At 61.8% G+C, this 24,115-nt stretch carries 19 protein-coding genes; 8 read left to right on the top strand and 11 right to left on the bottom strand.

From position 1 onward, the window contains the following. Window positions 1-51: 51 nt before the first annotated feature. The 3 genes from GLP43_RS01620 to GLP43_RS01610 are packed head-to-tail and all read right to left on the bottom strand — an operon-like array spanning window position 52 to window position 3,226. Window positions 52-918, bottom strand: a complete 867-nt coding sequence (locus tag GLP43_RS01620; RefSeq protein ID WP_237277944.1) for an esterase-like activity of phytase family protein — start codon at window positions 916-918, stop codon at window positions 52-54. A 2-nt stretch (window positions 919-920) separates the two neighbouring features. After that, a complete protein-coding gene (gene mepA / locus GLP43_RS01615) occupies window positions 921-1,856 on the bottom strand; it encodes a penicillin-insensitive murein endopeptidase (protein ID WP_237277943.1) in 936 nt (311 codons plus the stop codon). Beyond that, window positions 1,853-3,226 (bottom strand): MFS transporter, encoded by a 1,374-nt coding sequence (locus tag GLP43_RS01610; protein WP_237277942.1) that lies wholly within the window; start codon window positions 3,224-3,226, stop codon window positions 1,853-1,855. The genes mepA and GLP43_RS01610 overlap by 4 nt, the downstream gene beginning before the upstream one ends. A 201-nt stretch (window positions 3,227-3,427) precedes the next feature. On the opposite strand from GLP43_RS01610, the gene GLP43_RS01605 reads away from it, so the two are divergent. From GLP43_RS01605 to yaaA, 4 genes are all read left to right on the top strand, one after another. Then, a complete protein-coding gene (locus GLP43_RS01605; protein WP_237277941.1) occupies window positions 3,428-3,754 on the top strand; it encodes a BLUF domain-containing protein in 327 nt (108 codons plus the stop codon). A gap of 102 nt (window positions 3,755-3,856) precedes the next feature. After that, entirely contained in the window at window positions 3,857-4,144 is a 288-nt protein-coding gene (locus GLP43_RS01600; RefSeq protein WP_005850500.1) for a YggT family protein, read from the top strand. A gap of 111 nt (window positions 4,145-4,255) precedes the next feature. Further along, a complete protein-coding gene (recQ, locus tag GLP43_RS01595; RefSeq protein WP_132997580.1) occupies window positions 4,256-6,301 on the top strand; it encodes a DNA helicase RecQ in 2,046 nt (681 codons plus the stop codon). Between the two features lie 31 nt (window positions 6,302-6,332). After that, complete coding sequence (yaaA, locus tag GLP43_RS01590; RefSeq protein ID WP_237277940.1) at window positions 6,333-7,112, top strand: peroxide stress protein YaaA; 780 nt, start codon at window positions 6,333-6,335, stop codon at window positions 7,110-7,112. On the opposite strand, the gene GLP43_RS01585 is transcribed toward yaaA, so the two are convergent. From GLP43_RS01585 to GLP43_RS01565, 5 genes are all read right to left on the bottom strand, one after another. After that, entirely contained in the window at window positions 7,097-9,238 is a 2,142-nt protein-coding gene (locus tag GLP43_RS01585; protein WP_237277939.1) for a response regulator, read from the bottom strand. The two genes, yaaA and GLP43_RS01585, sit on opposite strands and share 16 nt — an antisense overlap. A gap of 103 nt (window positions 9,239-9,341) precedes the next feature. Continuing rightward, on the bottom strand, window positions 9,342-11,384 hold the full coding sequence (locus tag GLP43_RS01580) for a hypothetical protein (protein WP_237277938.1): 2,043 nt from the start codon (window positions 11,382-11,384) through the stop codon (window positions 9,342-9,344). Next, entirely contained in the window at window positions 11,381-14,143 is a 2,763-nt protein-coding gene (locus tag GLP43_RS01575) for a DUF4159 domain-containing protein (RefSeq protein ID WP_237277937.1), read from the bottom strand. The genes GLP43_RS01580 and GLP43_RS01575 overlap by 4 nt, the downstream gene beginning before the upstream one ends. After that, window positions 14,140-15,024 (bottom strand): DUF58 domain-containing protein, encoded by an 885-nt coding sequence (locus tag GLP43_RS01570; RefSeq protein ID WP_237277936.1) that lies wholly within the window; start codon window positions 15,022-15,024, stop codon window positions 14,140-14,142. Before GLP43_RS01570 ends, GLP43_RS01575 begins: the two co-directional genes overlap by 4 nt. Then, window positions 15,021-16,028, bottom strand: a complete 1,008-nt coding sequence (locus GLP43_RS01565) for an AAA family ATPase (protein WP_237277935.1) — start codon at window positions 16,026-16,028, stop codon at window positions 15,021-15,023. The genes GLP43_RS01570 and GLP43_RS01565 overlap by 4 nt, the downstream gene beginning before the upstream one ends. Window positions 16,029-16,098: 70 nt before the next feature. Here GLP43_RS01565 and GLP43_RS01560 point away from each other — a divergent pair, with 70 nt between their 5' ends. Beyond that, complete coding sequence (locus GLP43_RS01560) at window positions 16,099-16,677, top strand: DUF1285 domain-containing protein (RefSeq protein ID WP_237277934.1); 579 nt, start codon at window positions 16,099-16,101, stop codon at window positions 16,675-16,677. Between the two features lie 46 nt (window positions 16,678-16,723). After that, a complete protein-coding gene (locus tag GLP43_RS01555) occupies window positions 16,724-17,479 on the top strand; it encodes a hydroxypyruvate isomerase family protein (RefSeq protein ID WP_237277933.1) in 756 nt (251 codons plus the stop codon). A 25-nt stretch (window positions 17,480-17,504) separates the two neighbouring features. On the opposite strand, the gene polA is transcribed toward GLP43_RS01555, so the two are convergent. From polA to GLP43_RS01540, 3 genes are all read right to left on the bottom strand, one after another. Continuing rightward, window positions 17,505-20,303 (bottom strand): DNA polymerase I, encoded by a 2,799-nt coding sequence (gene polA, locus GLP43_RS01550; RefSeq protein ID WP_237277932.1) that lies wholly within the window; start codon window positions 20,301-20,303, stop codon window positions 17,505-17,507. A 119-nt stretch (window positions 20,304-20,422) separates the two neighbouring features. Beyond that, window positions 20,423-21,052, bottom strand: coding sequence for a TIGR02117 family protein (locus GLP43_RS01545; RefSeq protein ID WP_237277931.1), 630 nt, complete (start codon window positions 21,050-21,052; stop codon window positions 20,423-20,425). Between the two features lie 50 nt (window positions 21,053-21,102). Then, window positions 21,103-21,282 carry a zinc-finger domain-containing protein gene (locus GLP43_RS01540; protein ID WP_005850479.1) on the bottom strand — a complete coding sequence of 60 codons (180 nt, stop codon included), beginning with the start codon at window positions 21,280-21,282 and terminating at the stop codon, window positions 21,103-21,105. A 185-nt stretch (window positions 21,283-21,467) separates the two neighbouring features. Between GLP43_RS01540 and gpmI the strand changes: the two genes are divergently transcribed. Together gpmI and GLP43_RS01530 are read left to right on the top strand one after the other, a co-directional pair. Continuing rightward, window positions 21,468-22,985 (top strand): 2,3-bisphosphoglycerate-independent phosphoglycerate mutase, encoded by a 1,518-nt coding sequence (gene gpmI, locus GLP43_RS01535; RefSeq protein WP_237277930.1) that lies wholly within the window; start codon window positions 21,468-21,470, stop codon window positions 22,983-22,985. Continuing rightward, a complete protein-coding gene (locus tag GLP43_RS01530; protein ID WP_237277929.1) occupies window positions 22,982-24,112 on the top strand; it encodes a murein hydrolase activator EnvC family protein in 1,131 nt (376 codons plus the stop codon). The genes gpmI and GLP43_RS01530 overlap by 4 nt, the downstream gene beginning before the upstream one ends. The last annotated feature ends 3 nt before the right edge of the window (window positions 24,113-24,115 follow it).

Here is a 24,115-nt window from a genome sequence, read left to right as displayed (position 1 = left end):
CGGGGATCGCAGACGTCATGCGTTGTAGGGAAGGCGGGGCATCCGCGCAAGCTATTGCGTTATCGTCAGCTCGATCACTTGGGTTTCCTGCACGGAGAGGAAATTATCGTCTGATATCATCATCACCCGCGTACGCCCGATGGCGTCGCGCCAAACGGTCAGGGCCTCTAGGTTGTCATATCGCGCGGGCAGGGTTTGCAGCAGCGTCACCGCGCTGGACTGATCCCCAGAGAGTTCGATCCGCCGCAAGCGTGTGCGAAACCCCAGCGGGGTGACCGTACGCTCCAGCAGATACAACCGACCTTCGTCGTCGAAATCCGCACCCACAGGGACAAAGGGGCTGTCATTCTCGAGGTAGGCGGCGATGCGCCACGTGCCGTCTTGGTATTTGTACAGCGGGATCTGATCGCCGCGGTTATCTTCGGGCAGGGCATAAAGCGCGCCTGCTGCATCAACGGCCAAAGCCTCGAACCCGGCGTTGTCGCGCAGCAATGCGCCCTCGGGCGGGGCGATGAATTGCAAAGGGGTGCCATCGGCCAGGTTGGTACGCGCGATGCGATGATCGCCTTCGTAGCTGATATAGATGCTGCCATCCGGCGCAATCGCCAGACCTTCGGCGTCGGCCTCGGGTTTGTCCATCACCGCGCCGTTCTTATCGCGCAGCGCGACGGAATGGATGATCTCCATCCCCGTCAGCGTGCCAAGCGCGTCGCGCGACAGGTCGGCCACGATGATCCGCCCGCGGTCACTGATCGCGGTAAGCTGTTTGCCATTCGCGCGCATTTCAACACCGGACAGGCCACCGAACCAGGGGGCGTCATGCTCCCACGTCAACTGTTGATGCTGCGCGATAGGGCCATTTGCACCCGCTGCAAAAGCAGCGGAGGCAAAGCCGAGGGCAAAAAGGATCTGTAGCAAGCTTAGTTCGAATCCAGCACGGATTGGCATTGCGCTGGCAGGTCAGCAAGCAGCAGTTCGCGCTTTGGCTTACGCTTGGGCGCATTGGGGTTCGGGGGGGGCGGGTTCAGGATATTCGCCTGCCACTGACGCGCATCGGCGCAGCCATCGCCCGCAGGTGGCGGATCCTGATTAACGCAGCCGGTCGCCCCTTTGGGGCAGCTCAGCCGGACGTGGAAATGATAGTGGTGTCCGTACCAAGGGCGGATTTTGCGCAGCCAGCTGCGGTCGCCCTTTTCGTCGGCACACATCTGCACCTTGGCCCCGGGGAAAACAAAGATGCGCGCCACGCGGGGATCAGATGCCGCGGCCTTGAGCACCTGATGGTGCTGCGGGGTCCAGCTGTTGTTCACATAGGCACCACGTGTGCGCCGCATGGAAATAGACGAAATACTTTCACGCTCTGCCCGGCTGAGCGACAGCGACTTGGGCGGAAGCATCCAGAAATCGGCGTCCAGACCCATCTGGTGGCTGGCGTGCCCTGTCAGCATCGGGCCGCCACGGGGCTGGCTGATATCGCCGACATACAGCCCTTCCCATCCGGGTTGCTGCGCGGCCTTCGCGCTGAGCGTTTTGATGTAATCGATCATCTCTGGGTGGCCCCAGTTGCGGTTGCGCGACAGGCGCATCGCTTGCCAGGTCGGCCCCGTTTCCGCCAGTTGTTGCGCCCCCGCGACGCAGCCTTTTGAATAGCTGCCGTAAGCGGCGGAAGACTGCCGGGACCCATCGGCTTTCGCGCCGAAAAGCTTCTTGGCCTGAATGTTGCTTCGCGCGCCCCCCGACGACCCGATGGTCGGCAGGATTTTGGACGCTTCCGCATTCGGCTTGGACGGTGACCCGCCGCAGGCCGCCAGCGTAAGGGCCAGCGCGGTACAAGTGAGGATTCGTGTCAGGATCATTTCGCGAAATCTCCGTTCGGTTTCACCCAGACTAACAGAACCAGGCCGATGATGAACAGCCCTACTACAGGGGCGATCCCGATCCGTTGGCTGCCGGATACGTCGCTTGCGATGGCGATCAGCGCAGGGGCCAGAAACGAGGTCGCTTTGCCCGACAGCGCGTAAAGGCCAAACGCTTCTGTCATGCGGTCGGGGTTGCCCTGACGGGTCAGCATATTGCGCGACGATGCCTGCAGCGCCCCGCCCGCCGCACCGATCAACGCGCCAGCGATGTAAAAGGCGATGTCGGGCGCGGAGGATCCTTCGGCCAGCGTGATACCCATGATCGAATTGGGCGTCAGCGAGATGATCAGCACAGCCGTTGCAATCAGGATCAGACAGCATGTGACGATCACAGGCATCGGCCCAATCGCACGATCCACACGCCCGCCCACCCAGCAGAACACCGCGCCTGAAATCGCGGCAAGTATCCCGAACACGCCAATATCAATAATGCTCCAGTTCAATACGCCAAGCGCGTATATCCCGCCGAATGTGTACATTCCGTTAAGCGCATCGCGGTAAAACATGGATGACCCCAAGTAGGCCAGCAGCGACGGGTGGCGCGGCAGGTTCTTGAGCGTGACCCACAGATCAGAAAGCCCTTGCCCCACACGGTAGCGCGCCGCGCCGGTCACCGGCGTATCGCGCACATAAAGAAAGAAGGGGATCATAAAGACCGCGTACCAGATTGCGGTCAGCGGCCCGACGATGCGCGTATCGGCTTTGGTCGCGGGGTCCAGCCCGAAGAGCGGGCTCAGCCCCGCCATCGTGCGCCCGTTGCTACCCGCCTGAAACAGCGCGTTCATCACGATCAGCGCCACAACACCGCCGACATAGCCAAAAGCCCAGCCTGACCCCGACAGCCGCCCGCGCTCTCCCGGGTCGGGATGCAGCTCGGGTAGGTAGGAGTTGGTGAAAATTGTCGCGAATTCCATCCCGATCAGGCCAATGCCAAAGAAGAAGAGCGCCCACAGGACCGAGAAATCTTGCGGGGCGGTCCACCAAAGCGCGGCTGATCCCACCACATAAAGCCCCGAAAACAGCCAGATCCACGGCATTCGCTTGCCCGATGAATCGGCCACCGCCCCGAGGGTCGGGGCCAGTATCGCGATCATGATCCCCGCAACCGTTAGCCCGTAGCCCCAATAGGCCTGTGCCTGCGCCTTGGCCGCATCCAGCGCCATGCCGCTATCTACCAGATTTGCCGTTGCTGTTTGCGCGAAATAGGGGCCGAAAATAAACGTCAGAAGAAGCGTGTTATAGGGTTGGCTGGCCCAGTCAAAGAAATACCAGCCCCAGATTTTCTTGCGCGCTGACGTGGCTGGCATGACTGCTTTCTCCTGTTTTGATGGACGGTAGTGCAGCAGCCATACGCGGCGCAAGAGCGGTGTTATTCGCAACGCCAGCGTGAATTGCCCATCAGTATGTCATATGACGTCTCAAAAGGGTCGCTTTTCAAATCCTCTTTGCCTACACAGGGTGCCAACGTTAAGAATGTTTTGGATAATTTTACGAGGCTCCGTATGTCGATGATCCGGCTTTTGTACTTCAGCACCGCAGTTCCTTCGGTCTCTAAGACGGATGTTGCCGACATATTTACCGTCGCTGTGCGCGAGAATGAAAAACACAGCGTCACCGGTGCCTTGGCCTACAACGGGCGCAACTTCTGTCAGGTGCTTGAGGGCGAAGAAGCCACCATCCGCAAGTTGATCGAAAACATCCAGAAAGACAGTCGTCACAGCGGTTTCAAAATCCTCGACGAAAAGCCGATCGACACACGGCATTTCGCCGATTGGTCCATGCTTCAGGTCGATAGTCTGGATTTTTCTGTCGTGATCAACGCAATGCAAGCGTAATGTGATGCGATTTTGTCCAGAGCGGCGGTGCCAAGGCGCTGCCGCTCTTGTTCTTTGATGCCAGCGCACCTACTTTCGCGCTGTGCAACGAAAGGCCCGCTTATGACATCCCTGTTTCAGATCCTGATGCTTCTGCTGAACATCGTTTGGTTCATCATCATCGCGCATGTCATCATGAGCTGGCTGATCAATTTTCAGGTTTTAAATCTTCGTCAACCTTTGGTGGCGCAAGTTTGGGATGGGCTGAATCGCCTGTTGGAGCCTGTTTACGGGCGGGTCCGCAGCTTTCTGCCGCAAATGGGCGGGCTTGATCTGGCACCGCTGGTCGTTCTGATCGCCGTTGCCGTTCTGCGTATCCTGCTGATCAACAACGCCGCGCTGTTCTACTGATCGGGCGGCTGCTGGGGGCAAAGACCCCGCCGGACGCACGGGCAGGGATTGTTCCCCGCACGCGACTATGAGATTCTGCAAACTGCAGGTTAGATACAGTTGGGTTTTTCCATGTCAGGCGCTGCCACGCTACTTCGTGATGTCTTTGGATTTGACGGGTTCCGCCCCGGCCAGCAAGAGATCGTAGAGGCCGTTACCGCCGGCGAAAACACATTGGCCATCATGCCCACGGGTGGTGGTAAATCTCTTTGTTTCCAGATGCCTGCGCTTTTGCGTGATGGGGTGACGGTGGTGATATCGCCGCTGATTGCCCTGATGCGCGATCAGGTCCGCGCGCTGCAAGAGCTTGGCGTCGGGGCGGGGGCGCTGACCTCTGGCAATACGCCCGAGGAAACCGATGCCGTGTGGGAAGGGCTTGAGGCTGGGACGCTCAAGCTGCTCTATATGGCTCCTGAACGGCTCGCTGCCGGGTCCGTTACGGGCATGCTCAAACGGGTTGGCGTATCGCTGATCGCCGTGGACGAGGCGCATTGCGTCAGCCAGTGGGGCCATGATTTCCGCCCGGATTACCTGCGCATCGGCGAATTGCGCCGCACGCTTGACGTTCCGCTGGCCGCGTTCACCGCAACGGCGGACACGGAAACCCAAGCTGAGATCGTTCAGAAACTATTCGACGGTGTCCCCCCGCGCGCCTTCCTGCGCGGGTTCGACCGGCCCAACATCCATCTGGCCTTTGCGGCCAAAAACGGGCCGCGCGCGCAGATACTGAACTTTGCGTCAGGGCGTAGGGGGCAGTCGGGCATCGTCTATTGCGGAACGCGGGCCAAGACCGAAGGGCTGGCCAAAGCGTTGCGCGACGACGGACACCTGGCATTGCATTATCATGGTGGGATGGAGGCGGACGACCGCCGCACCGCCGAACGCCGTTTTCAGCAGGAAGACGGGCTGATTGTGGTGGCCACAGTGGCTTTTGGGATGGGCATCGACAAGCCGGATATCCGCTGGGTGGCCCACGCCGATTTGCCCAAATCCATCGAGGCCTACTACCAGGAAATCGGGCGGGCGGGTCGCGATGGTGCTCCGGCCGAGACGCTGACTTTGTTCGGCCCTGATGATATCCGTTTGCGCCGCAGCCAGATCGACGAAGGGCTCGCCCCGCCCGAACGGCGCGCCGCTGATCATGCACGGCTGAACGCGCTGCTGGGGCTGGCCGAAGCGTTGGCGTGTCGCCGTGCGAACCTGTTGAAATACTTTGACGAAACCGATGTCACCTGTGGCAATTGCGACCTTTGTGATACGCCTGTCGATGTGTTTGACGGGACCACCGCCGTGCGCAAGGCGCTGTCGGCGATGCTGCGCACCGAGGAATGGTTTGGCGCAGGCCATCTGATCGACATCCTACTGGGCAATGAAACCGATAAAATCCGTGAACGCGGGCACAGCGATTTACCGACCTATGGCGTGGGCAAGGAATATGACAAACGCGAATGGCAGGCGGTGTTCCGGCAAATGATGGGGCACGATCTGGTGCGCCCCGATGCCGCGCGTCACGGTGCGCTGCGCATGACCGATGCCGCATTGCCAATCCTGCGCGGTGAGGCGTCGATCTCTCTGCGCCGGGACAGTATCCGCGCCGCCGCATCGCAGCGCCGTCCTGCGGTCAAGGCGATGGTCAGCGACGAGGATGCGCCGCTGCTCTCTGCGCTCAAGGCGAAGCGACGCGGGCTGGCAGAAGCCGCCAAAGTGCCCGCCTATATCATCTTTAACGACCGCACCCTGATCGAGATGGCCGAGAAACGCCCGGATACACTGGACGCCATGGCCCGTATCGGCGGGGTGGGGGCCAAAAAGCTCGAGAACTTTGGCGATGCGTTTCTAGAGGTGATCAACGGGGCCGCCGCCGAGATGCACCCGACGCGGCGCAAGCTGGCGGGGCGCGCGGCAGGATCGGTGTTCGATCAATTGCGCGAAGTGCAAACCACTTTGTCTCGTGGGGCGGATGGCGGCGAAAAGCCGTTGAGCTGCTCGACCTCGCTGCTGGCAAAAGTGGCGCAGCTGCACGCGCCGAACCTTGATGCCATCGAACGCATTTTGGGCGAGAAACGCACCGAAAGGTTTGGCCCCGCATTTCTGGACGTTTTGCAACAAGCGGGCTAGCTCTTGCTGCGACCAAAAAAAAGGAAAATCCATGCTGACCGTTATCTCTCCCGCTAAGAAAATGGACTGGACCCCGCGCGACGTCGATATGACGACGCCCGACCTGCAGGAAGATGCGGTCGCCTTGGTCAAGGTGGCCCGCGAGCTCAGCATTGGTGATCTGCAATCATTGATGCACCTGAGCGAGAAACTGGCCAAGCTGAACCGCGACCGTTTCGCCGCGTTCGAGGAAAATCCGTCCCCCGATGTTGTGCGCCCCGCTGCCTTTGCCTTTGCTGGCGATACCTATCAGGGGTTGGAAGCGACCAGCCTGGACCCTGATGAACTGGACTATGCCCAAGATCACCTGCGCATTCTGTCGGGGCTTTATGGTGTGCTGCGACCCTTGGATGCCATTCAGGCCTACCGGCTTGAGATGGGCAGCCGATTGAAAACGCCGCGGGGCAAATCGCTGTACGACTATTGGGGCGCGTGTCTGTCCGAAGCGTTGAACGAACAGGCGGAACAGACCAACAGCAAGGTGTTGGTGAATTGTGCCAGTCAGGAATATTTCGGCGCGGTTGACCTTAAGGCGTTGGTGCCGACGGTTGTGACACCACAGTTCATGGAAGATAAATCGGACGGCAAAGGGCCCAAGATTGTAAGCTTTTACGCCAAGAAAGCCCGCGGCGCGATGGCGCGTTTCGTGGTGCAGAACCGCCTTACCGACGCCGAGGCGATCAAGGATTTCGATATCGGCGGGTACGCATGGCAGAAAGAGCTGTCGACGCCGGAAAAACCTGTATTTGTGCGGCCCTATCCCACCAGCTGACCCTCCAGCGGGAAAGCCGCGTTGGGGCAGTAGCGGTTAAGGAGCGCCACAAGCTCCGCCTTGCGCAAGGGTTTGGTGAGGAAATGATCCAGCCCGGCTGCGAGTATTCTTTCCTTTTCGTCCTGAATGGCATGCGCTGTCAGCGCGACAATCGGGCAGCTGCTTGCCTCGCCTTCCAGCGCACGAATGGCGGCGGCGGCGTCTTTGCCGTTCATCTTGGGCATAGAAATGTCCATGAACACCAGATCGGGCCGGAAGGTTACAAACAGCGCAACTGCCTCTTGCCCGTTGGTGGCAAGTTGCAGGTCGATGTTCAGCGGTTGCAGCATCTTTTGCAGCACCAGACGATTGGTCTTATTGTCCTCGGCCGCCAAGACCCGCATCGGGCGGGTCGCAACAGGCACCGGCTGCATCGTTGACACCTCGGCCAGCAGCTCGGTGACACTAATCGGGTTCTTCATGATCCGGCGCACGCTCGTATCTTCCATACTATCGCGAATTTTGTCGGGCGTCAGGCTGTACAGGATCGCTTCGATCGCGGGGTGCGACCCATACACCGCGCGGGCAAATTCGATCCCGTCCATATCGGGCAGCGTGTCGTCGACAAGCAGCAGATCAATACTGCCGTCCAGCGCGGCCAGCCCGGCTGCACCGGTGCCACAGGAAGTCACGCGCACACCGATATGTTCCAGATTGCGCTGCAAGATCGATCGGCAGATCGTTTCCCTTTCGACAATAAGGACATGGCGCAGGAATGGGGGTGGCTTAAGCGGCGGCGCGGCACTGTCTTCCTGCGTCTTCAGGGGCAGTTCGAAGCCGAAACACGACCCAACCCCATGCTCTGACGTGACCCAAATCTCGCCCCCCATCAGTTGTACCAGACGTTGGCAGATGGCGAGCCCCAGCCCCGTCCCTTCTGCATCGGGGCTGGGGTCACTGCTGGCTTGGGTAAATTCCCCCATGATATGTTCAATCATGTCCGACGCGATGCCGATGCCCGTATCCTCGATAGAAATTTTGATCAGCACGTTGCCAGAGCCCGCGTCGGGAAGCCCCGTGGCGCGGATCAGAATATGCCCGCTTTGCGTAAACTTAACGGCATTTCCCACCAGATTGGTGAGCACTTGCCTGATGCGCCCTGCATCCCCGACCAGTTTGCGCGGCAGAAACAGGTCGTAATCCAGCGCGAGGTCCAGCCCCTTTTGCACGGCAAGGGGCTGCAAGAGCAGCAGTACCTCTTGGAAGACTCGTTCCAGATCAAACGGGGCGGGGTGGATGCTTAGCCGGTTTGCCTCGATGCGCGAGAAATCCAGCACGTCGTTGATGATGACCAGCAACGCTTCGCCAGAGGTCTTTATGGTGTCAACATATAGGCGTTGGTCTTGGGTCAGTGCGGTATCGCCAAGCACCTCCGTCATGCCTACGATCCCGTTCATCGGTGTGCGGATTTCGTGGCTCATCTTGGCAAGGAAAAGGGATTTCGCGCTGTTGGCTGCCTCGGCCGTGGCGCGGGCATCGACGAGCTTGCGTTGATATTCCACGGTTTCGGTAATGTCGCGAGCGAGTGATACGATATCACCGCCTTTTCCCCTTTGATCGACAATCTTGATATATGCGCCATTCCAGAGCTTTATGATGATGGGTGCCGGGGCCTTTTGCTGCGATCGCAGAAGCATCTTGGCGCGCCATTCCTCTGGCGTGCGGCGCCCGATGTTTACGATCCCTTCATCGGTGAGCACGCGAACGATGGTGGAATAGCTGACACCCGGACGGATGGCATCAATACCGTCGAACACGGCCAGATAAGACCGATTGGCCATGATCATTTCATTGTCTTTGTTGAAAAAGGCAAAGCCGTCGTGGATGGTTTCGACCGAATGCCACAGCCGGCGTTGGGTCAGTTCGATCTGTTCGCGCGCGGCACATAGATCGGACATCACCCGTTTGTTTTCGCCGCGGATGTTTTCAACCTCCGCCCGTGTTTCAGAAATCTCGACAGAGACATTTTGCGCGTGGTCATCCAGCTTACGGTAAGCGGCACAAAGCTCTGCCTGGGTTTGTTCAAGCAGCGCTTCCACCTCTGCGCGGCGGCGTTGTTCATGGGCAAGCTGGTCAGCCGGTTTCATCCAAAGCTCCGAATCCCTCCTATCGGGGGGATCATGGGGGGCTTGGGGTGAACAACTGCTTAAGCGTTGCGTGATTTATCGGGCGGTGGAGTTGTTTTTAAGGTTAACGCCGTCCTTCGCGCAGCCATGCGGCAAGGATCAGGGCGCTGCCCAGCAACAGGACGAGCCACGCGGGCAGGATCGGCATCTGTCGCACGTCCCGTGTTTCATAAGCGTTACGAGGGGTCAGACCGATCCACCCCCGTCCGGCCGCGGGGCGCCCGACACGTATGTCGCGGATGCGGGGCAGGCCGTCTTCGATCCGCGCGACACCACCGCGCAGGGGCGCAAGTACGGGGGCGAGGGCGTCGTCGCTGGCAATGGTTTCCACAAACTCCCGCGGGGCGGCGGGGCCCAAGCCGATCACCGCGCTTTGGTCGCCATTTTCCAGCCGGTAAAGACCAATCTCGGGGCCTTCGTAAACCCCCTCGAAGACACCCGGCATGGCCGGCGAAAGCGTGATCTCTGCCGTGCTGCCATCGGGGTTGGTCAGGGTGACAGGCGGGATGTCGTCCCCCAGCGTGCGACGGGTGATGCGCATGGTCTGGCCTTCGGCTGTGGCGGTCAGGGCCTCTTCCTCAAGCTCGGGTTCTTTCATCATCCAGTGGGCCAGCCGCCGCAACAGCTCTAGCTGCGGGCCGCCCCCTTCATAGCCGCGGTTCCACAGCCACGCATGATCAGACGCCATGAGCGCAACGCGCCCTTCTTCGACACGGTTCAGGATCAGCAGCGGCCGGTCATCTTCGCCGGTCATCACCACATGGCCCAAGGGATCGGCCACGTCGATCTGCCGCAGCCAACGTCCCCATGTTTCCTGTTCGGGCAGGCCGCTGGTCACCGGATGGCGGTGCCCCAGCTCAGACACCAGCGGGCGGTAGGGTTGTTCGATCACCCGCGCGGTCGGCGTGGCGGGCAAGACCTCTCCGAGGGGGGAACGGTAGATGCTGTCGGCGCTCGCAAAATCCGCCCCGGCAGCGACCAGCACGGCCCCTCCGCCGCGCACATAATTCGCGACGTTCTCAAGATAAAGCGACGGCAGGATGCCGCGGCGTTTGTAGCGGTCAAAGATGATCAGATCGAAATCCTCGATCTTTTCCATGAACAACTCGCGGGTGGGAAAGGCGATCAGCGAAAGTTCGTCCACCGGCACGCCATCCTGTTTTTCCGGCGGGCGCAGGATCGTGAAATGCACCAGATCAACAGAGCTGTCGGATTTCAGCAAATTGCGCCACGTACGCCCGCCCTGATGCGGCTCCCCGCTGACGAGAAGCACCCGCAGGCGGTCGCGCACCCCGTTGATCTGGATCAGCGCGGCATTGTTGCGGTCAGTCAGCTCTCCTTCGGCCTCGGGCAGCGAGAACCGGATCACATTGCGCCCGCCGTGGGGCAGCGTGACGGGAAGTTCCAGATCTTGCCCCACGGGCACGCGGAAGGTCTGCGCCGGCTCCCCATCGACCGAAATTTCAAGCGGGGCCAGCGCGTCTTTTTGCGGAGCGGCCCCAAGGTCGTCGATGCGCAGGGTCAGGGTCACGGGTTCGCCGATGATGGCAAAGGCAGGCGCGTTGCGGACGGACAGGCGGCGATCCCAATCGCTTTGCTTTCCGGTCATCAACAGATGCATGGGTGCGGGTAGATTGACCGGCAGGTCGGCGTCGTGAATGCGCCCGTCGCTGAGCGCAAGGATGCCTGCGATACGGGCGCGCGGCTCTTCGGCAAGCACCTCTGACAGGGCGGTCATCAGCTGCGTGCCGCTATCGCCCTCCCCATCGGGCACGGTCACGCGGCGCAGTTCCGTGTTCTCGCGCGCGGTGATCTGTGCCGCCAGCGTCTCTGCGGCGGTGTCGGTTTGTGCGGGCCGGTCTGCAAGGGATTGGCTGGCGCTTTCGTCTTCCAGCATCACGACGATATCGGTCAGCGGCGCGCGGTCTTCCTGTTGAACAGAGGGGCCAGAAAGCGCCGCCAGAACGACGAGCATCGCCGCCCCCCGCAGCGCCCAGCCTTGCAAGCCGCGCAGCACCGCCAAGGCAACGGCCGCCAGCGCCAGTGCGGCAACGCTCCATAACATCGGTAGCGGGATCAGCGGGTCGAAGATGATGGTCGATGTCATTGGCCCAACCTGTCCAGCAGCGCAGGCACATGCACCTGATCGGATTTATAGTTGCCGGTCAGCACATGCATGACCAGATTGACGCCGAAGCGGTAGGCCAGTTCGCGCTGACGTTCCCCCGCGAAACCGCGCCCGATGGGCACCATCGGCGCGCCGTTCGAGGACACGGCCCAGGCCGCAGCCCAGTCATTGCCACCGATGACAACCGGGCTCACCCCGTCATTTAGATTGCGAAACGGCATCCCCTCTACCTGCTCTGCATCGGGGGGCGATGCCTCTACCCACAGATCGCGTCCGCTGTGCCGTCCGGGGAAGTCCTGCAGCAGATAGAAGGTGCGGGTCAGCACGTGATCCGCAGGCAGGGGTTCCAGCGGGGGAATATCCAGCGGCGCGGCGAGTTCTTGTAGCTTGCGCCCATTGGGGCTGGCGGCCCCGAAGCCCGCGATATTCGCATCACGTGTATCGAACAGGATCATCCCGCCCGAGCGCAGATAGTCGTTCAGCTTGCGATAGGCTGCATCCGAAGGGTGGGGCTGATCGGGGGTGATGGGCCAGTATAGCATGGGGAAGAAGGCAAGCTCGTCCTGCTCAAGATCCACCCCGATGGGGTTAGCAGGTTCGACCGAGGTGCGGAAATAAAGCGTATCCGACAACCCGCGCAATCCGGCATCCGAGATCTCGTCGACCGACGCATCGCCGGTGACCACATAGGCCAGCGTCATTTCTGCCGTGGCGTTCAGGGCAAAGCTGTCGTCCGCCTGCGCATCGGCCTGCGTCGGCGCATAGATCAGCGCGGCAAGAAACAGCCCTGCGGCATTGCTGTGCTTTAGCAGCCGCCCCGACAAGGACAGCGACGCGATGACATCAGCGAGCAGCAGCAGGATCGACAGCGACAACAGCCAACCGGCAAGCGGCTGTTCATCGGCCACATCAAGCCCACGTACTGGCACATCCGCTGGCCATGCTGCTGGGGTCAGTGTGGTATCTGCAACCACCACATTGCGCGCGATTCGCCGATCGCCAGAGGCATAGACCCCCGGTTGCAGGTCAGGGCCCGCAGGCGCGGCCATCAGATCAGCCCCGTCCACACCGGGCAGCGTCCCCGCGTCAGACAGTGTGCCAAACCCGTCCATCACGCGCAGGGGCGTCCACGTCGTGCCCTGCAGGTCCGAAGCCTCGATACCGGCGGAGGATGAAGAAATCGCTAACCGTTCCATCATCTGCACAAACAGCCCCGACAGCGGCAACGTCGACCACTCGGCCGTGGCTGTCACGTGAAACAATACGATCTGCCCCTGACCTACCTGCTTGCGGGTGACCAGCGGGGTGCCATCGCTCAACGACGCGATCACACGCTCTGCCAGTGTCGGGTCGGGCTGCGCGACGACCTGGGCCGAGACGGTCACATCCTGCGGTATCTCCAGCCCATAGAAAGGAGAGGACACGCGGAAGCTGTCCAGCGTTTTAGGGGCACCCCAGCTCATTGCGCCGCCGACACTGCGGCCACCGGCCCGCAGGCGCACAGGCATCAGCGGGTCTTCGGTGTCTCGGCTGACGTCGCTGGCGGCGATGCGCGGTCCGGCGAAACGGACCAACATTCCACCGGCTTCGATCCAGTCGATCAAGGGGTCTTGCTCTGCCTCCGACAGGGTCGCGATGTCGGCCAGCACGATCACATCGGGGTTTGCGGGCAGCACATCACCAATCCCGCCATCGATCAGATCGGCGGTGGGGGCCAGAGCCTGTTCGATGTAGTGCAGCGGGGACAGCAGCTCCAGCCCCTCGCGGTTTTCGCGTCCGGCGATCAGCCCAACCTCGCGCCGCCGCAGTGCATCGTCCACCAGCGTCGTCGCCCCGGCGGAGCGTTGGCCCGCGATGTCGAAACGCGTGATCCGCGCGCGCAGCTCTGCGGGCAGGGACAGGGCCGCGCTGGCCTGCGTTGATCCTGCGTCGAATGTGGCCGGAACGCTGGCGAGGACGCGCATATTCCCTGCCGGATCACGGCCCTGTGCAGTGATGGTCACCGACCGCTCAGCACCAGCGAGGGCGCGCTTGGCGGTCAGGGTAATCGCCCCGTCCTCATAGGTCGCGGGGGCCAGTGCCAGTACGTCTGCACCAGTCTGATAGACCTCGACGCTGCCCTTGCCCTGAAGCGCATCAAGCATCGCGTCGCGCCCCGCATAGGCAAGCCCGTCGCTGAACCACAGGGTATCGAAACCGCCAAGCGTGTCCGCGATCTCTATCGCGCGGTCAATGTCGGCGGGGGCAGGCTGCCAGGGGGCGGGATCAAACCCGGCCAGACGGCTGCGCCATGCGTCAGCGGATTGAAAGGCAGGTGCTTCTGGTCGGGTAAGGGTCAGAAAACCGACAGTGCGTCCAGCGCGTGCCGCACGGGTCAACTGCGCCTCTAGCGCTTCGGTTTGCTGCGGCCAACGCGTGGCACCCGCCCAGGACCCGTCGAGCACGATCAGCAGCGGGCCGGTGCCTTGGGTCTGTTCCTCTTGCGGGTTCAGGATCGGTCCGGCCAGCCCGATGATCAATGCGGCCACTGCCAGCATGCGCAGCAGCAGCAACCACCACGGCGTGCGGTCCGACACGCTTTCATCATCGCTTAGCCCAAGCAGCAGTGCCACGCCGGGAAAGCGGCGGCGGATCGGTGCAGGCGGCACCGCGCGCAGGATCAGCCACAGGATCGGCAGCGCCAGAAGCGCCAGCAGCATCCACGGCGCGGTAAAGCCGATGCCCCCCAGAACGGTCATGCTGCCCCCCCGCTGCGCGTATCCAGCGCCGCATAGAGCCACAAAAGCGCCGATTGTGCGGTGCTGTCGGTGTGGTGCAGCCCGTACTGCCAGCCAGTCAGGGCACAAAGCTGCCGCAGCTCTGCCTTGCGCGCGGCGAGCCGTTCCAGATAGCGGTCTTTCAGGTCGTTCGCTTTCAAGGTCTCGTGGCGCAGCGTGCCGCCGACGCTTTCAAAGATGGTGCGACCGGTGAAGGGGAAGGCCTCTTCCGAGGGGTCCAGCACATGATATAACACGCCGCGCACCCCGCGGTCCGCCGCTTTGGTCAGCGCGGTGGTCACCCCCGCAAGATCCCCCATAAAGTCAGAGATGAACACAGCCCGTGCATGGGGGATCATGGCGCGATGTTCCGGCGGGGCGTAGTCGGCGGCGTCGTCCTGACACAGGGCTTCGGCAAGGCGCAGGATCTGCGGCCTGCCTGATCGCGGGGGCAGGGCGCTACCGGTCAGCCCGACCCGTTCACCGCCCCGTTGCAGCAGGATCGCCAGCGCCAACCCGATCAGCCGCGCGCGGTCGCCCTTCTGTTCTAACGCAGGCGTCGAGGCAAAGCGCATGGACGCCCCCTGATCGACCCAAAGCATGACCGACTGCGCGATCTGCCATTCGCGTTCGCGTACGAACTCATGGTCCCCCATGGCCGAACGCCGGTGGTCGATGCTGCGACGGCTATCCCCGGCCTGTGCCGGACGGTATTGCCAGAAATCATCCCCCACCCCTGCGCGACGACGCCCATGGGCCCCCAGCAGCACTGCACCGGCCAGATGCTCTGCACGGGCCAGCAGCGCGGGCAAACGGGCGGCTTGCTCCTCTGATCGGATGCGAAGGGTGTCGGGGTTGTTCACGCCGCGGCCTTTTTCCCGATCAGGCTGGCAGCGGTTGTGTCAATCAGCGCGGGTAGGCTGTCGCCTCGGGCGCGCGCCGCGAAGTTCAGCGCCATACGGTGCAGCAACACAGGACGGGCCATATCGATGACATCCTCCGCCGACGGTGCCAGACGCCCCTGCAACAAAGCACGTGCCCGCACGGTTAGCATCAATGCCTGCGCGGCGCGGGGACCGGGGCCCCACGCCACGGTATCGCGGACTTGCGGGCTGGCATCAGGCCCGTCAGGGCGGAAGGCGCGGACCAGATCAAGGATCAGCTCGACCACCGATTCACCCACGGGCATCTGCCGCAGCAGCGTTTGCGCGGCCAGCAGCTCTGTCGTGGTAAAGACGGGCGCGGCCTGCGCATCGGTATCCCCCGTGGTGGCCAGCAGAATATCCCGCTCTGTCTCCCGGTCGGGGTAGGCCACGTCGATCTGCACCAAAAAGCGGTCAAGCTGGGCCTCGGGCAGGGGGTAGGTGCCTTCTTGCTCAATAGGGTTCTGGGTGGCGAGCACGTGAAACGGATGCCCCAAAGCGCGGTCCTGTCCGGCGACGGTCACGGTCTTTTCCTGCATCGCCTGCAGCAAAGCCGACTGGGTACGCGGCGAGGCGCGGTTGATCTCATCCGCCATCAGCAACTGGCAAAAGATCGGCCCCTCGACAAAGCGGAAGGCGCGGGTGCCATCGGCGGCGGTGTCCAGCACCTCTGACCCGAGAATATCGGCAGGCATCAAATCGGGCGTGAACTGGACCCGATTGCCGTCCAGCCCCATTACTGTGCTCAGCGTTTCGACCAGCCGCGTCTTGCCCAGACCCGGCAAACCGATCAGCAGCCCGTGGCCACCGCAGAGCAGGGCCGTCAGCGTCAGATCAACGACACGTTGTTGCCCGATGAAGCGCCGGTTGATCGACGCCTTCGCCTCGGCCAGCTTTTCGCCAAGCGTCTCGATTTCTGCTACCATATCGCGGGCTTGGGTCATGACTTTTGCGTCCTCGGGGTTATATCAGTTAGATGTAAGTGTATCGTGTGAACAGGAAATGGCAAAAGCAATGAGTGGACAAAAAACCGTGACCCCGACAGCAGAAAGCCTTGCCGCCTCTGTTTCCGCCGCCAAAACACGCGGATTGCCGCCGGTTGAAAAGTGGAGCCCCCCGTTTTGTGGTGATCTGGACATGGAGATCAAACGCGACGGCACCTGGTTCTACCAAGGCACCCCGATTGGCCGCATGGGGCTGGTAAAGCTGTTCGCATCGATTCTGATCCGTGAAGACGACGATTATTTCCTTGTGACGCCGGTTGAAAAGGTCGGCATCAAGGTCGAAGACGCCCCCTTTATCGCCATCGATTTCGAGGCCGAAGGCAGCGGCACCGATCAGACGCTGACCTTCCAGACCAACCTTGAAGACATCGCCGTCGCCGGCCCCGACCTGCCGATCCGAGTTGAGCGCGACCCCGAAGATGGCGAACCCGCGCCCTACGTCCGTATCCGCCGCAACCTAGAGGCGCTCATTGACCGCAAAAGCTTCTACCGGCTGGTCGAGCTTGGGGTGCATCACGACGGCTGGTTCGGCGTCTGGTCGGGCGGCAGCTTCTTTGGTATCATCCCCTCGGACGAACTGCCCGATTGATCCCTGCCACAGCACGACCAAAGCGGCCCGAACCGGATGATGCTTTATGAAGCCAGCCGCAAACCTTACTCTGCTGTGGCCGGAGCTGCCCTATCTTGACCGTTTTGCCGCCGCCGCGAAGGCAGGATTTACCGCGGTAGAGGTGCTTTTCCCCTATGATCTGGCCGCCAAAGAGACGCTGTGCGCCTGTGTCGCCAACGGCTTGCAGCTGATCCTGATTAACGCCCCGCCGCCCAATTACACCGGCGGCGCACAGGGCTTTGCCGCGGTACCTGAACAGGCGGCGCGTTTCCGCGTCGATATCCAGCGGTCGTTTCGATATGCCACCGCGCTTAAGGTCCGCTATTTGCATGTCATCGCGGGCAATGGGCAAGGCGTGCTGGCGCGGCAAACCTTCATCGACAATCTGATCTGGGCGGCTGATATCGCGCCCAAAGGGCTCACCCTGACGGTCGAACCGCTGAACCCTGTCGCGATGCCGGGGTATTTCATGAACGACTACGCGCTTGCCGCTGATGTGCTGCGCGCCGTGAACCGGCCGAACGTCGGGCTGCAATATGACAGCTACCACGCGCAGATGATCCACGGCGACGCGGTGGCGGTGTTCGATCAATACAAAGACCTGATCGTAAATGCGCAGCTTGGCGACGCGCCCGATCGCAGCGCGCCGGGGACAGGGACGGTTGATTTTCCCGCGCTCTTCGCCGCCATGCGCCGCGCGGGGTATCGCGGCTGGGTCAGTGGCGAATATATCCCCGGCCCACGGACCGAGGACAGCCTAGGCTGGATGACACTCAGCTAGCCGCCGGGGGGCACTTCAGAGGCGATTAATGCGCCTCTGCCCAACTCGCCCCGATCCCCGCATCCACGTCGAGCTTTACATCCAGTTTGACCACCGGATCGGCTGCATTCTCCATCACGTGGCGCGCGGCGGCGATCAGATCGTCTTCGGAGCCTTTTTCCACCTCGAACAGCAATTCATCGTGGACCTGCAACAACATGGTGGCGGGCAGATCCTTGATCGCGTCGGGCATGCGGATCATCGCGCGGCGGATCACGTCTGCGGCTGTCCCTTGGATGGGCGCGTTGATAGCGGCCCGTTGGGCAAAACCGGCGCGGGGGCCTTTGGCGCTGATCTCTGGCGTGTGGATTTTGCGCCCGAACAGCGTCTGCACAAAGCCATGCTCTTTGGCGAAAGCCTTGGTGTCATTCATATAGGTACGGATGCCGGGGAAACGTTCGAAATATCGGTCGATGAACCCCTGTGCTTCCGCGCGCGGAATACGCAGGTTGCGCGCCAGACCGAACCCCGAGATGCCGTAGATGACGCCAAAGTTGATCGCCTTGGCCTGACGACGCACGTCCGACGTCATCTCATCCAGCGGCACGCCGAACATTTCCGAAGCGGTCAGCGCGTGAATGTCGATGCCGTCCTGAAACGCCTGCTTAAGCTCGGGGATATTGGCGATATGCGCCAGAATGCGCAGCTCGATCTGGGAATAGTCAAGCGCGACCAGCGCCTTGCCCGGCTCTGCAACAAAGGCCTCGCGGATGCGGCGCCCTTCTTCGGACCGGATCGGGATGTTTTGCAGGTTCGGATCGGTCGAGGCCAGCCGCCCGGTCGACGCCCCAGCGATGGAATAGGACGTATGCACACGGCCCGTGTCGGGGTTGATGTGATCCTGCAGCGCGTCGGTATAGGTCGATTTCAGCTTGGACAGCTGCCGCCAGTCCAGCACCCGCGCGGGCAGATCATGTTCTGTCGCGAGGTCCTCAAGCACATCGGCACCGGTGGCATAGGCCCCCGTCTTGCCTTTCTTGCCGCCTTCCAGCCCCATCTCGTCGAACAGGATTTCCCCCAGTTGCTTGGGCGAGCCGACGTTGAATTTACGCCCGGCGAGCTCATAGATCTCGTCCTCAAGCCCTGCCATCTTCTGCGCAAAGGCATTCGACATCCGGCTCAGCGTATCGCGATCCACCTTGACGCCAGACCGTTCCATCGCGGCCAACACAGGCACCAAGGGACGTTCAAGCGTTTCATACACCTTCGTCACCTCGCCGCGGTGCAGCTGCGGCTTGAACAGCTGCCACAAACGCAGGGTAATGTCGGCATCCTCTGCGGCATATTTCACGGCATCGGCCAGCGGTACCTTATCAAAGGTGATCGCGGATTTACCTGAGCCCAACAAAGGTTTGATCGGGATCGGTGTGTGCGACAGGTACCGTTCTGACAGCGTGTCCATGCCGTGCCCGTGCAGCCCGGCGTGCATCGCATAAGACAGCAGCATCGTATCGTCGATCGGGGCGACATTGATGCCGAGTTGCCCAAATATCTTGCTGTCGTATTTCATGTTTTGCCCGATTTTCAGGATCGTGGGGTCCTGCAACATCGGGGTCAACAGGCGCAGCGCCTCTTCAAGCGGGATCTGCCCCTCGGCCAGATCGTCAGAGCCAAACAGATCATCGCTGCCACGCGCCTTATGGATGAGCGGGATGTAGCAGGCTTTGCCGGGTTGGACGCAAAGCGAAACGCCGACCAGCTGCGCGACCATATCGTCCAGCCCGGTGGTCTCTGTATCGACGGCGACATAGCCGAATTCGTAAATCCGGTCGATCCAGGCCTGCAGCGCATCGGTGTCGCTGACATGTTCATACTGATCCGGATCAAAGGGCACGTTCGCCGCGGCGGGGGCATCGGCAGCAACCGGTGCGTCCGCGATGGTGGGGGCCTCTTTGCCCAACACCTCTGCCACGCGCTTTGACAGCGTGCGAAACTCCATTTCGGCAAGGAAACCGAGCAGCTGCTCGGCGTCGGGGTCGCGTACCTCGAGGTCGTCCAGCGTAAAGTCCAGCGGCGTATTCTCGTCCAGCTGAACCAGATCGCGGGACAGGCGGATTTGATCTGCGTGGTCGATCAAGGTCTGCCGGCGTTTGGGCTGTTTGATCTCGCCCGCGCGTTCAAGCAACGTATCAAGATCGCCATATTCGTTGATCAGCAGCGCGGCGGTCTTGATCCCGATTCCGGGTGCGCCAGGCACGTTATCGACGGAATCCCCGGCCAGGGCTTGCACATCAACCACACGGTCGGGGAACACGCCGAATTTCTCGAACACGCCATCACGGTCGATGCTTTTGTTCTTCATCGCATCCAGCATTTCGACGCCGCCGCCGACCAACTGCATCAAATCCTTGTCCGAACTAATGATGGTGCAGCGCCCACCCGCGGCACGGGCCTGCACGGCGAGCGTCGCGATGATATCATCCGCCTCGTAGCCTTGCTTTTCCTTGCACGCGATGTTGAAGGCTTCGGTGGCGGTGCGGGTGAGGGGGATCTGCGGACGCAGGTCTTCGGGCACGGCCTCGCGGTTGGCCTTGTACTTGTCGTACATGTCGTTGCGGAAGGTATGGCTGCCTTTGTCAAAGATCACGGCCACATGGGTCGGCGCGTCCGGCCCTGTGTTGCCTTCGACATAGCGCTGCAACATGTTGCAAAAACCCGCCACTGCACCGATCGGCAGCCCGTCCGACTTGCGCGTCAGCGGTGGCAGTGCGTGATAGGCGCGGAAAATAAACGCCGACCCGTCGATCAGATGCAGATGGTGACCTTTGCCAAATGTGCCGGACATGTCGGTGCTCCTCTTTCAGACAAGCTTTCTTTTGCCACGAAGCCGGCAAACTCTCCAGCGGCCAATTGCCCGCGACCGGCTTCATTTTGCCAAATAAACTCCCCGCGGAGCGTCCCTGCCTAGCGGGGCTCGCTTTGGTAAAGGCGCCAGGACAAGCTCACCGACAAGGGCAGCGGCGTCCAGCGTCCAAACCGCAGCCCCGCCGCGCGGAGTTGGTCGCCGATCCAGACGTTGCAGGTGCGCAGGATGCTAAAGCGCCCCTTGGCGGCAAAGAATCCATCGGTGGCGGTATATCCGTCCACATCCACACGTTGGGGCAACCCGTCAGGGCCGGGGGCGAGCGCCGACCAGACATTCGCGACCAGCCTGCGGTACTCGCCTTCGGTCATCGTCACGGTCCGGCGTTTGGCGGTTGGGGCGACGGGGCCAATGACATCAATCCGCAGCACCGCATCATCGCCGATAATCCCGCGCCAGACATTGCCGAGCTTCAGCTCGCGATAAGTAGGAGTTTCCGTATAAAACTTGCGCGCCCCCCATCCGATGACAAACCACCGCGCATCGGGGTGCGATAGCGGCAGGCCCCGCGTCTCGAGCGCAGAAAACCGCGGGCCCGAGATATCATCAATCGGGATCAGCAGATCATAGTGGATGGGTCCGTGGACCAGCAGCACCTCGCGCGTTGGCACCGCGAGATGTTCATCAGAGGCAGGAGCGGCCCAAATGGCACCGATCACTGCGGCAAGCACAAAGCACGCTGGCAAAAGCGCAAGCGCGCCCAGCCATTGTAACGCTTTGGTCAGACCTTGCCCTCAAACTCGGCGTGGATGAACTTGCAGTCGCAGTACCCGCATTCGACCCAGCCCTTGTCTTGCGGGATTTGCAGCCAGACGCGCGGGTGCCCCAAGGCGCCTTCGCTGCCGTCACAGGCGACGCGCCAGGTGTTCACAATGCGGGTTTCCGGTGCTTGGGATGTCATGCTGTCGTCCTTGGCTTTGATGCGCCCATCTTATGACCAAACCGCGCAGGCAGGGCAAGGGTGCGCCGTGTGATTTGGCCGCCCTCTGCTTACAAGTTTGTAAACTGCGATGAATTAGGTTCACCATCGGCCACAGAGCCGCTAAAAGACGGAAAACCACTGTAAACCTGCGGAGCGGTCTCAGGATGAACACCCCAAAACCTGTCGTATTGTGCATTCTGGATGGGTGGGGCCTGCGCGATGACCCGCAAGGCAATGCGCCCCTTCTGGCAAAGACCCCGCATGTCGACCGGATCATGCAAAGCTGCCCTTCGGCGACGCTGACCACCTTCGGGCCTGATGTGGGTCTGCCACAGGGGCAGATGGGTAACTCCGAGGTGGGGCATACCAATATCGGGGCGGGTCGTGTTGTTGCGATGGATCTAGGGCAGATCGATCTGGCGATCGAGGAAGGCGCGTTTGCCACCCATCAACCGTTACTGGACTTCGTCGAGACGCTGAAACAGACCGGCGGCACGGCGCATTTGATGGGGCTTGTCTCTGATGGCGGGGTGCATGGGCATCTGACGCATATGATTGCCGCGGTACGTGCGCTGCGGGCGCAGGGCATTCCGGTGGTGATCCATGCGCTGACCGACGGGCGCGATGTCGCGCCGCGCTCGGCCTTGGGCTATTTCGAGACGCTGCAAGCCGCCTTGCCCGACGGGGCGAGCATCGCGACGGTCTCGGGGCGCTATTTCGCGATGGACCGTGACAACCGCTGGGACCGCGTGGCCAAAGCCTATGAGGCGATCGTGCTGGGCAAGGGCAGTGCCGCCCCAACCGCCCGCGATGCGGTGAATGATGCCTATGGTTTGGACGAAAACGATGAGTTTATCACGCCCACGGTGCTAGATGGCTACACCGGCGTACAGGGCGGGGATGGGATCTTCTGCCTGAATTTCCGCGCCGATCGCGCGCGTGAAATCATGTCGGCGCTTGCAGCTCCTGACTTTGACGCCTTCGACACAGGTGCGCGGCCTGCGTGGTCTGCGGTCATGGGCATGGCGGAATACTCCGAGGCGCATGGGGCGTTCATGACCACCATGTACCCCAAGCCCGAGATCGTGAACACGCTTGGCGCATGGGTCGCACAGCACGGCCTGCGGCAGTTCCGCTTGGCCGAGACAGAGAAATACCCGCATGTGACGTTCTTTCTGAACGGGGGCGAGGAAACACCCACAACGGGCGAGGACCGCTATATGCCCAAGTCGCCGAATGTGGCGACCTATGATTTGCAGCCAGAGATGTCTTGCGCGGAAGTCACCGACCGTTTCGTGCAAGCGATCAAGGACCGCTACGACCTGATTGTGGTGAATTACGCGAACCCCGATATGGTGGGGCATACCGGTGACCTTGATGCCGCCATCGCGGCCTGCGAGGCGGTGGATACCGGCCTTGGGCGCGTGCTTGAGGCGCTTGAGGATGTCGGCGGCGCGATGATCGTCACCGCGGACCACGGTAATTGCGAAACGATGATCGACCCTGAAACCGGCGGGGCGCATACGGCGCATACGCTCAACCCCGTGCCCGTGGCGGTTGTCGGCGGGCCTGATGGGGCCAGCCTGCGCACAGGTCGGTTGGCCGATTTGGCGCCGACAGTGTTGCAGTTGATGGGGCTGGATCAACCTGCCGAGATGACGGGAAAGTCGCTGCTCGAATGATCCGCCTTTGCGCCCTTGCCCTGATGTTCTGGCCCGTCGGCGTTTTTGCGCAGACCGAGGCGGCAGAACAGGCGCGTCGCGCGATGGCCGACCTTGAAGCGGCCTCTGCCCAGTTGGACGCCGCAGATGGGGCGCGGGACCGCGTGCAGGCGCTGACCCAGACGATTCAGGCGTTTGAAACCGGCCTTGGGGCCATGCGCGAGGGGCTGCGTCAGGCGGCCATCAACGAGGCGCAGCTGAGCAAAAAGCTACAGGCCCGCGATGGCGAGGTCGCGCAGTTGCTGGGCGTGTTGCAAAGCATCGGCGGTAACCCGTCGCCCACCTTGTTCCTGCATCCTGAAGGGCCCGTTGGCACGGCACGCGCGGGTATGTTGCTGGCAGAGCTAACACCGGCCCTGAACACCCGCGCCGATGTCTTGCGGCAGGATCTTGAAGACGTGCAGACCCTGCGGGCGCTTCAGACCGATGCGGCACAGCGCTTGCAGGAGGGGCTGACGGAAATCCAGCGCGCCCGGACAGAGCTTAATCAGGCAATGGCCAACCGGACCGATCTGCCCAAACGCTTTAACGAAGACCCGGTGCGCACCGCGATCCTGATCTCGACCTCCGAGACGCTATCGGGGTTTGCCAGCGGCCTGTCCGAAATGACGGCCGACACGATCACGGAGGCACCCGCCGATTTCGAAGGGCAGAAGGGCGAATTGACCTTGCCCGTGCAGGGGCTGATCCTGCGCCGTGCCAATGAAACCGATGCGGCGGGGGTGACGCGCCCCGGGATTATCCTCGCGACCCGCCCGCGTGCCATCGTGACATCGCCCACGGCGGCGACAATCCGCTACACCGGCCCGCTGCTGGACCTTGGAAACGTGGTCATTCTTGAACCTCGGGCCGGGGCGTTGTTTGTATTGGCAGGGCTGGATGTGGTTTATGGCGAGGCAGGGCAGGTGATCGGGGCGGAAACGCCGATTGGCCTTATGGGCGGCCCGGCCGGCGTAAATCAACAGGCGCTGTCACCAAATGGTGATGGGGCTGGCGTGGAGCGTTCAGAAACGCTCTATATAGAAGTAAGAGAGAACAATGTTCCGCAGGACCCGTCAGACTGGTTCCGAACTGATAAGGATGGATAAACG

Origin of the sequence: Sulfitobacter sp. M39 (assembly GCF_021735935.1) — a bacterium.
Classification (GTDB): Bacteria; Pseudomonadota; Alphaproteobacteria; order Rhodobacterales; family Rhodobacteraceae; genus Sulfitobacter.
The sequence above is the reverse complement of the archived record's forward strand: the minus strand, read 5'-3'. Positions and strand labels throughout refer to the sequence as shown.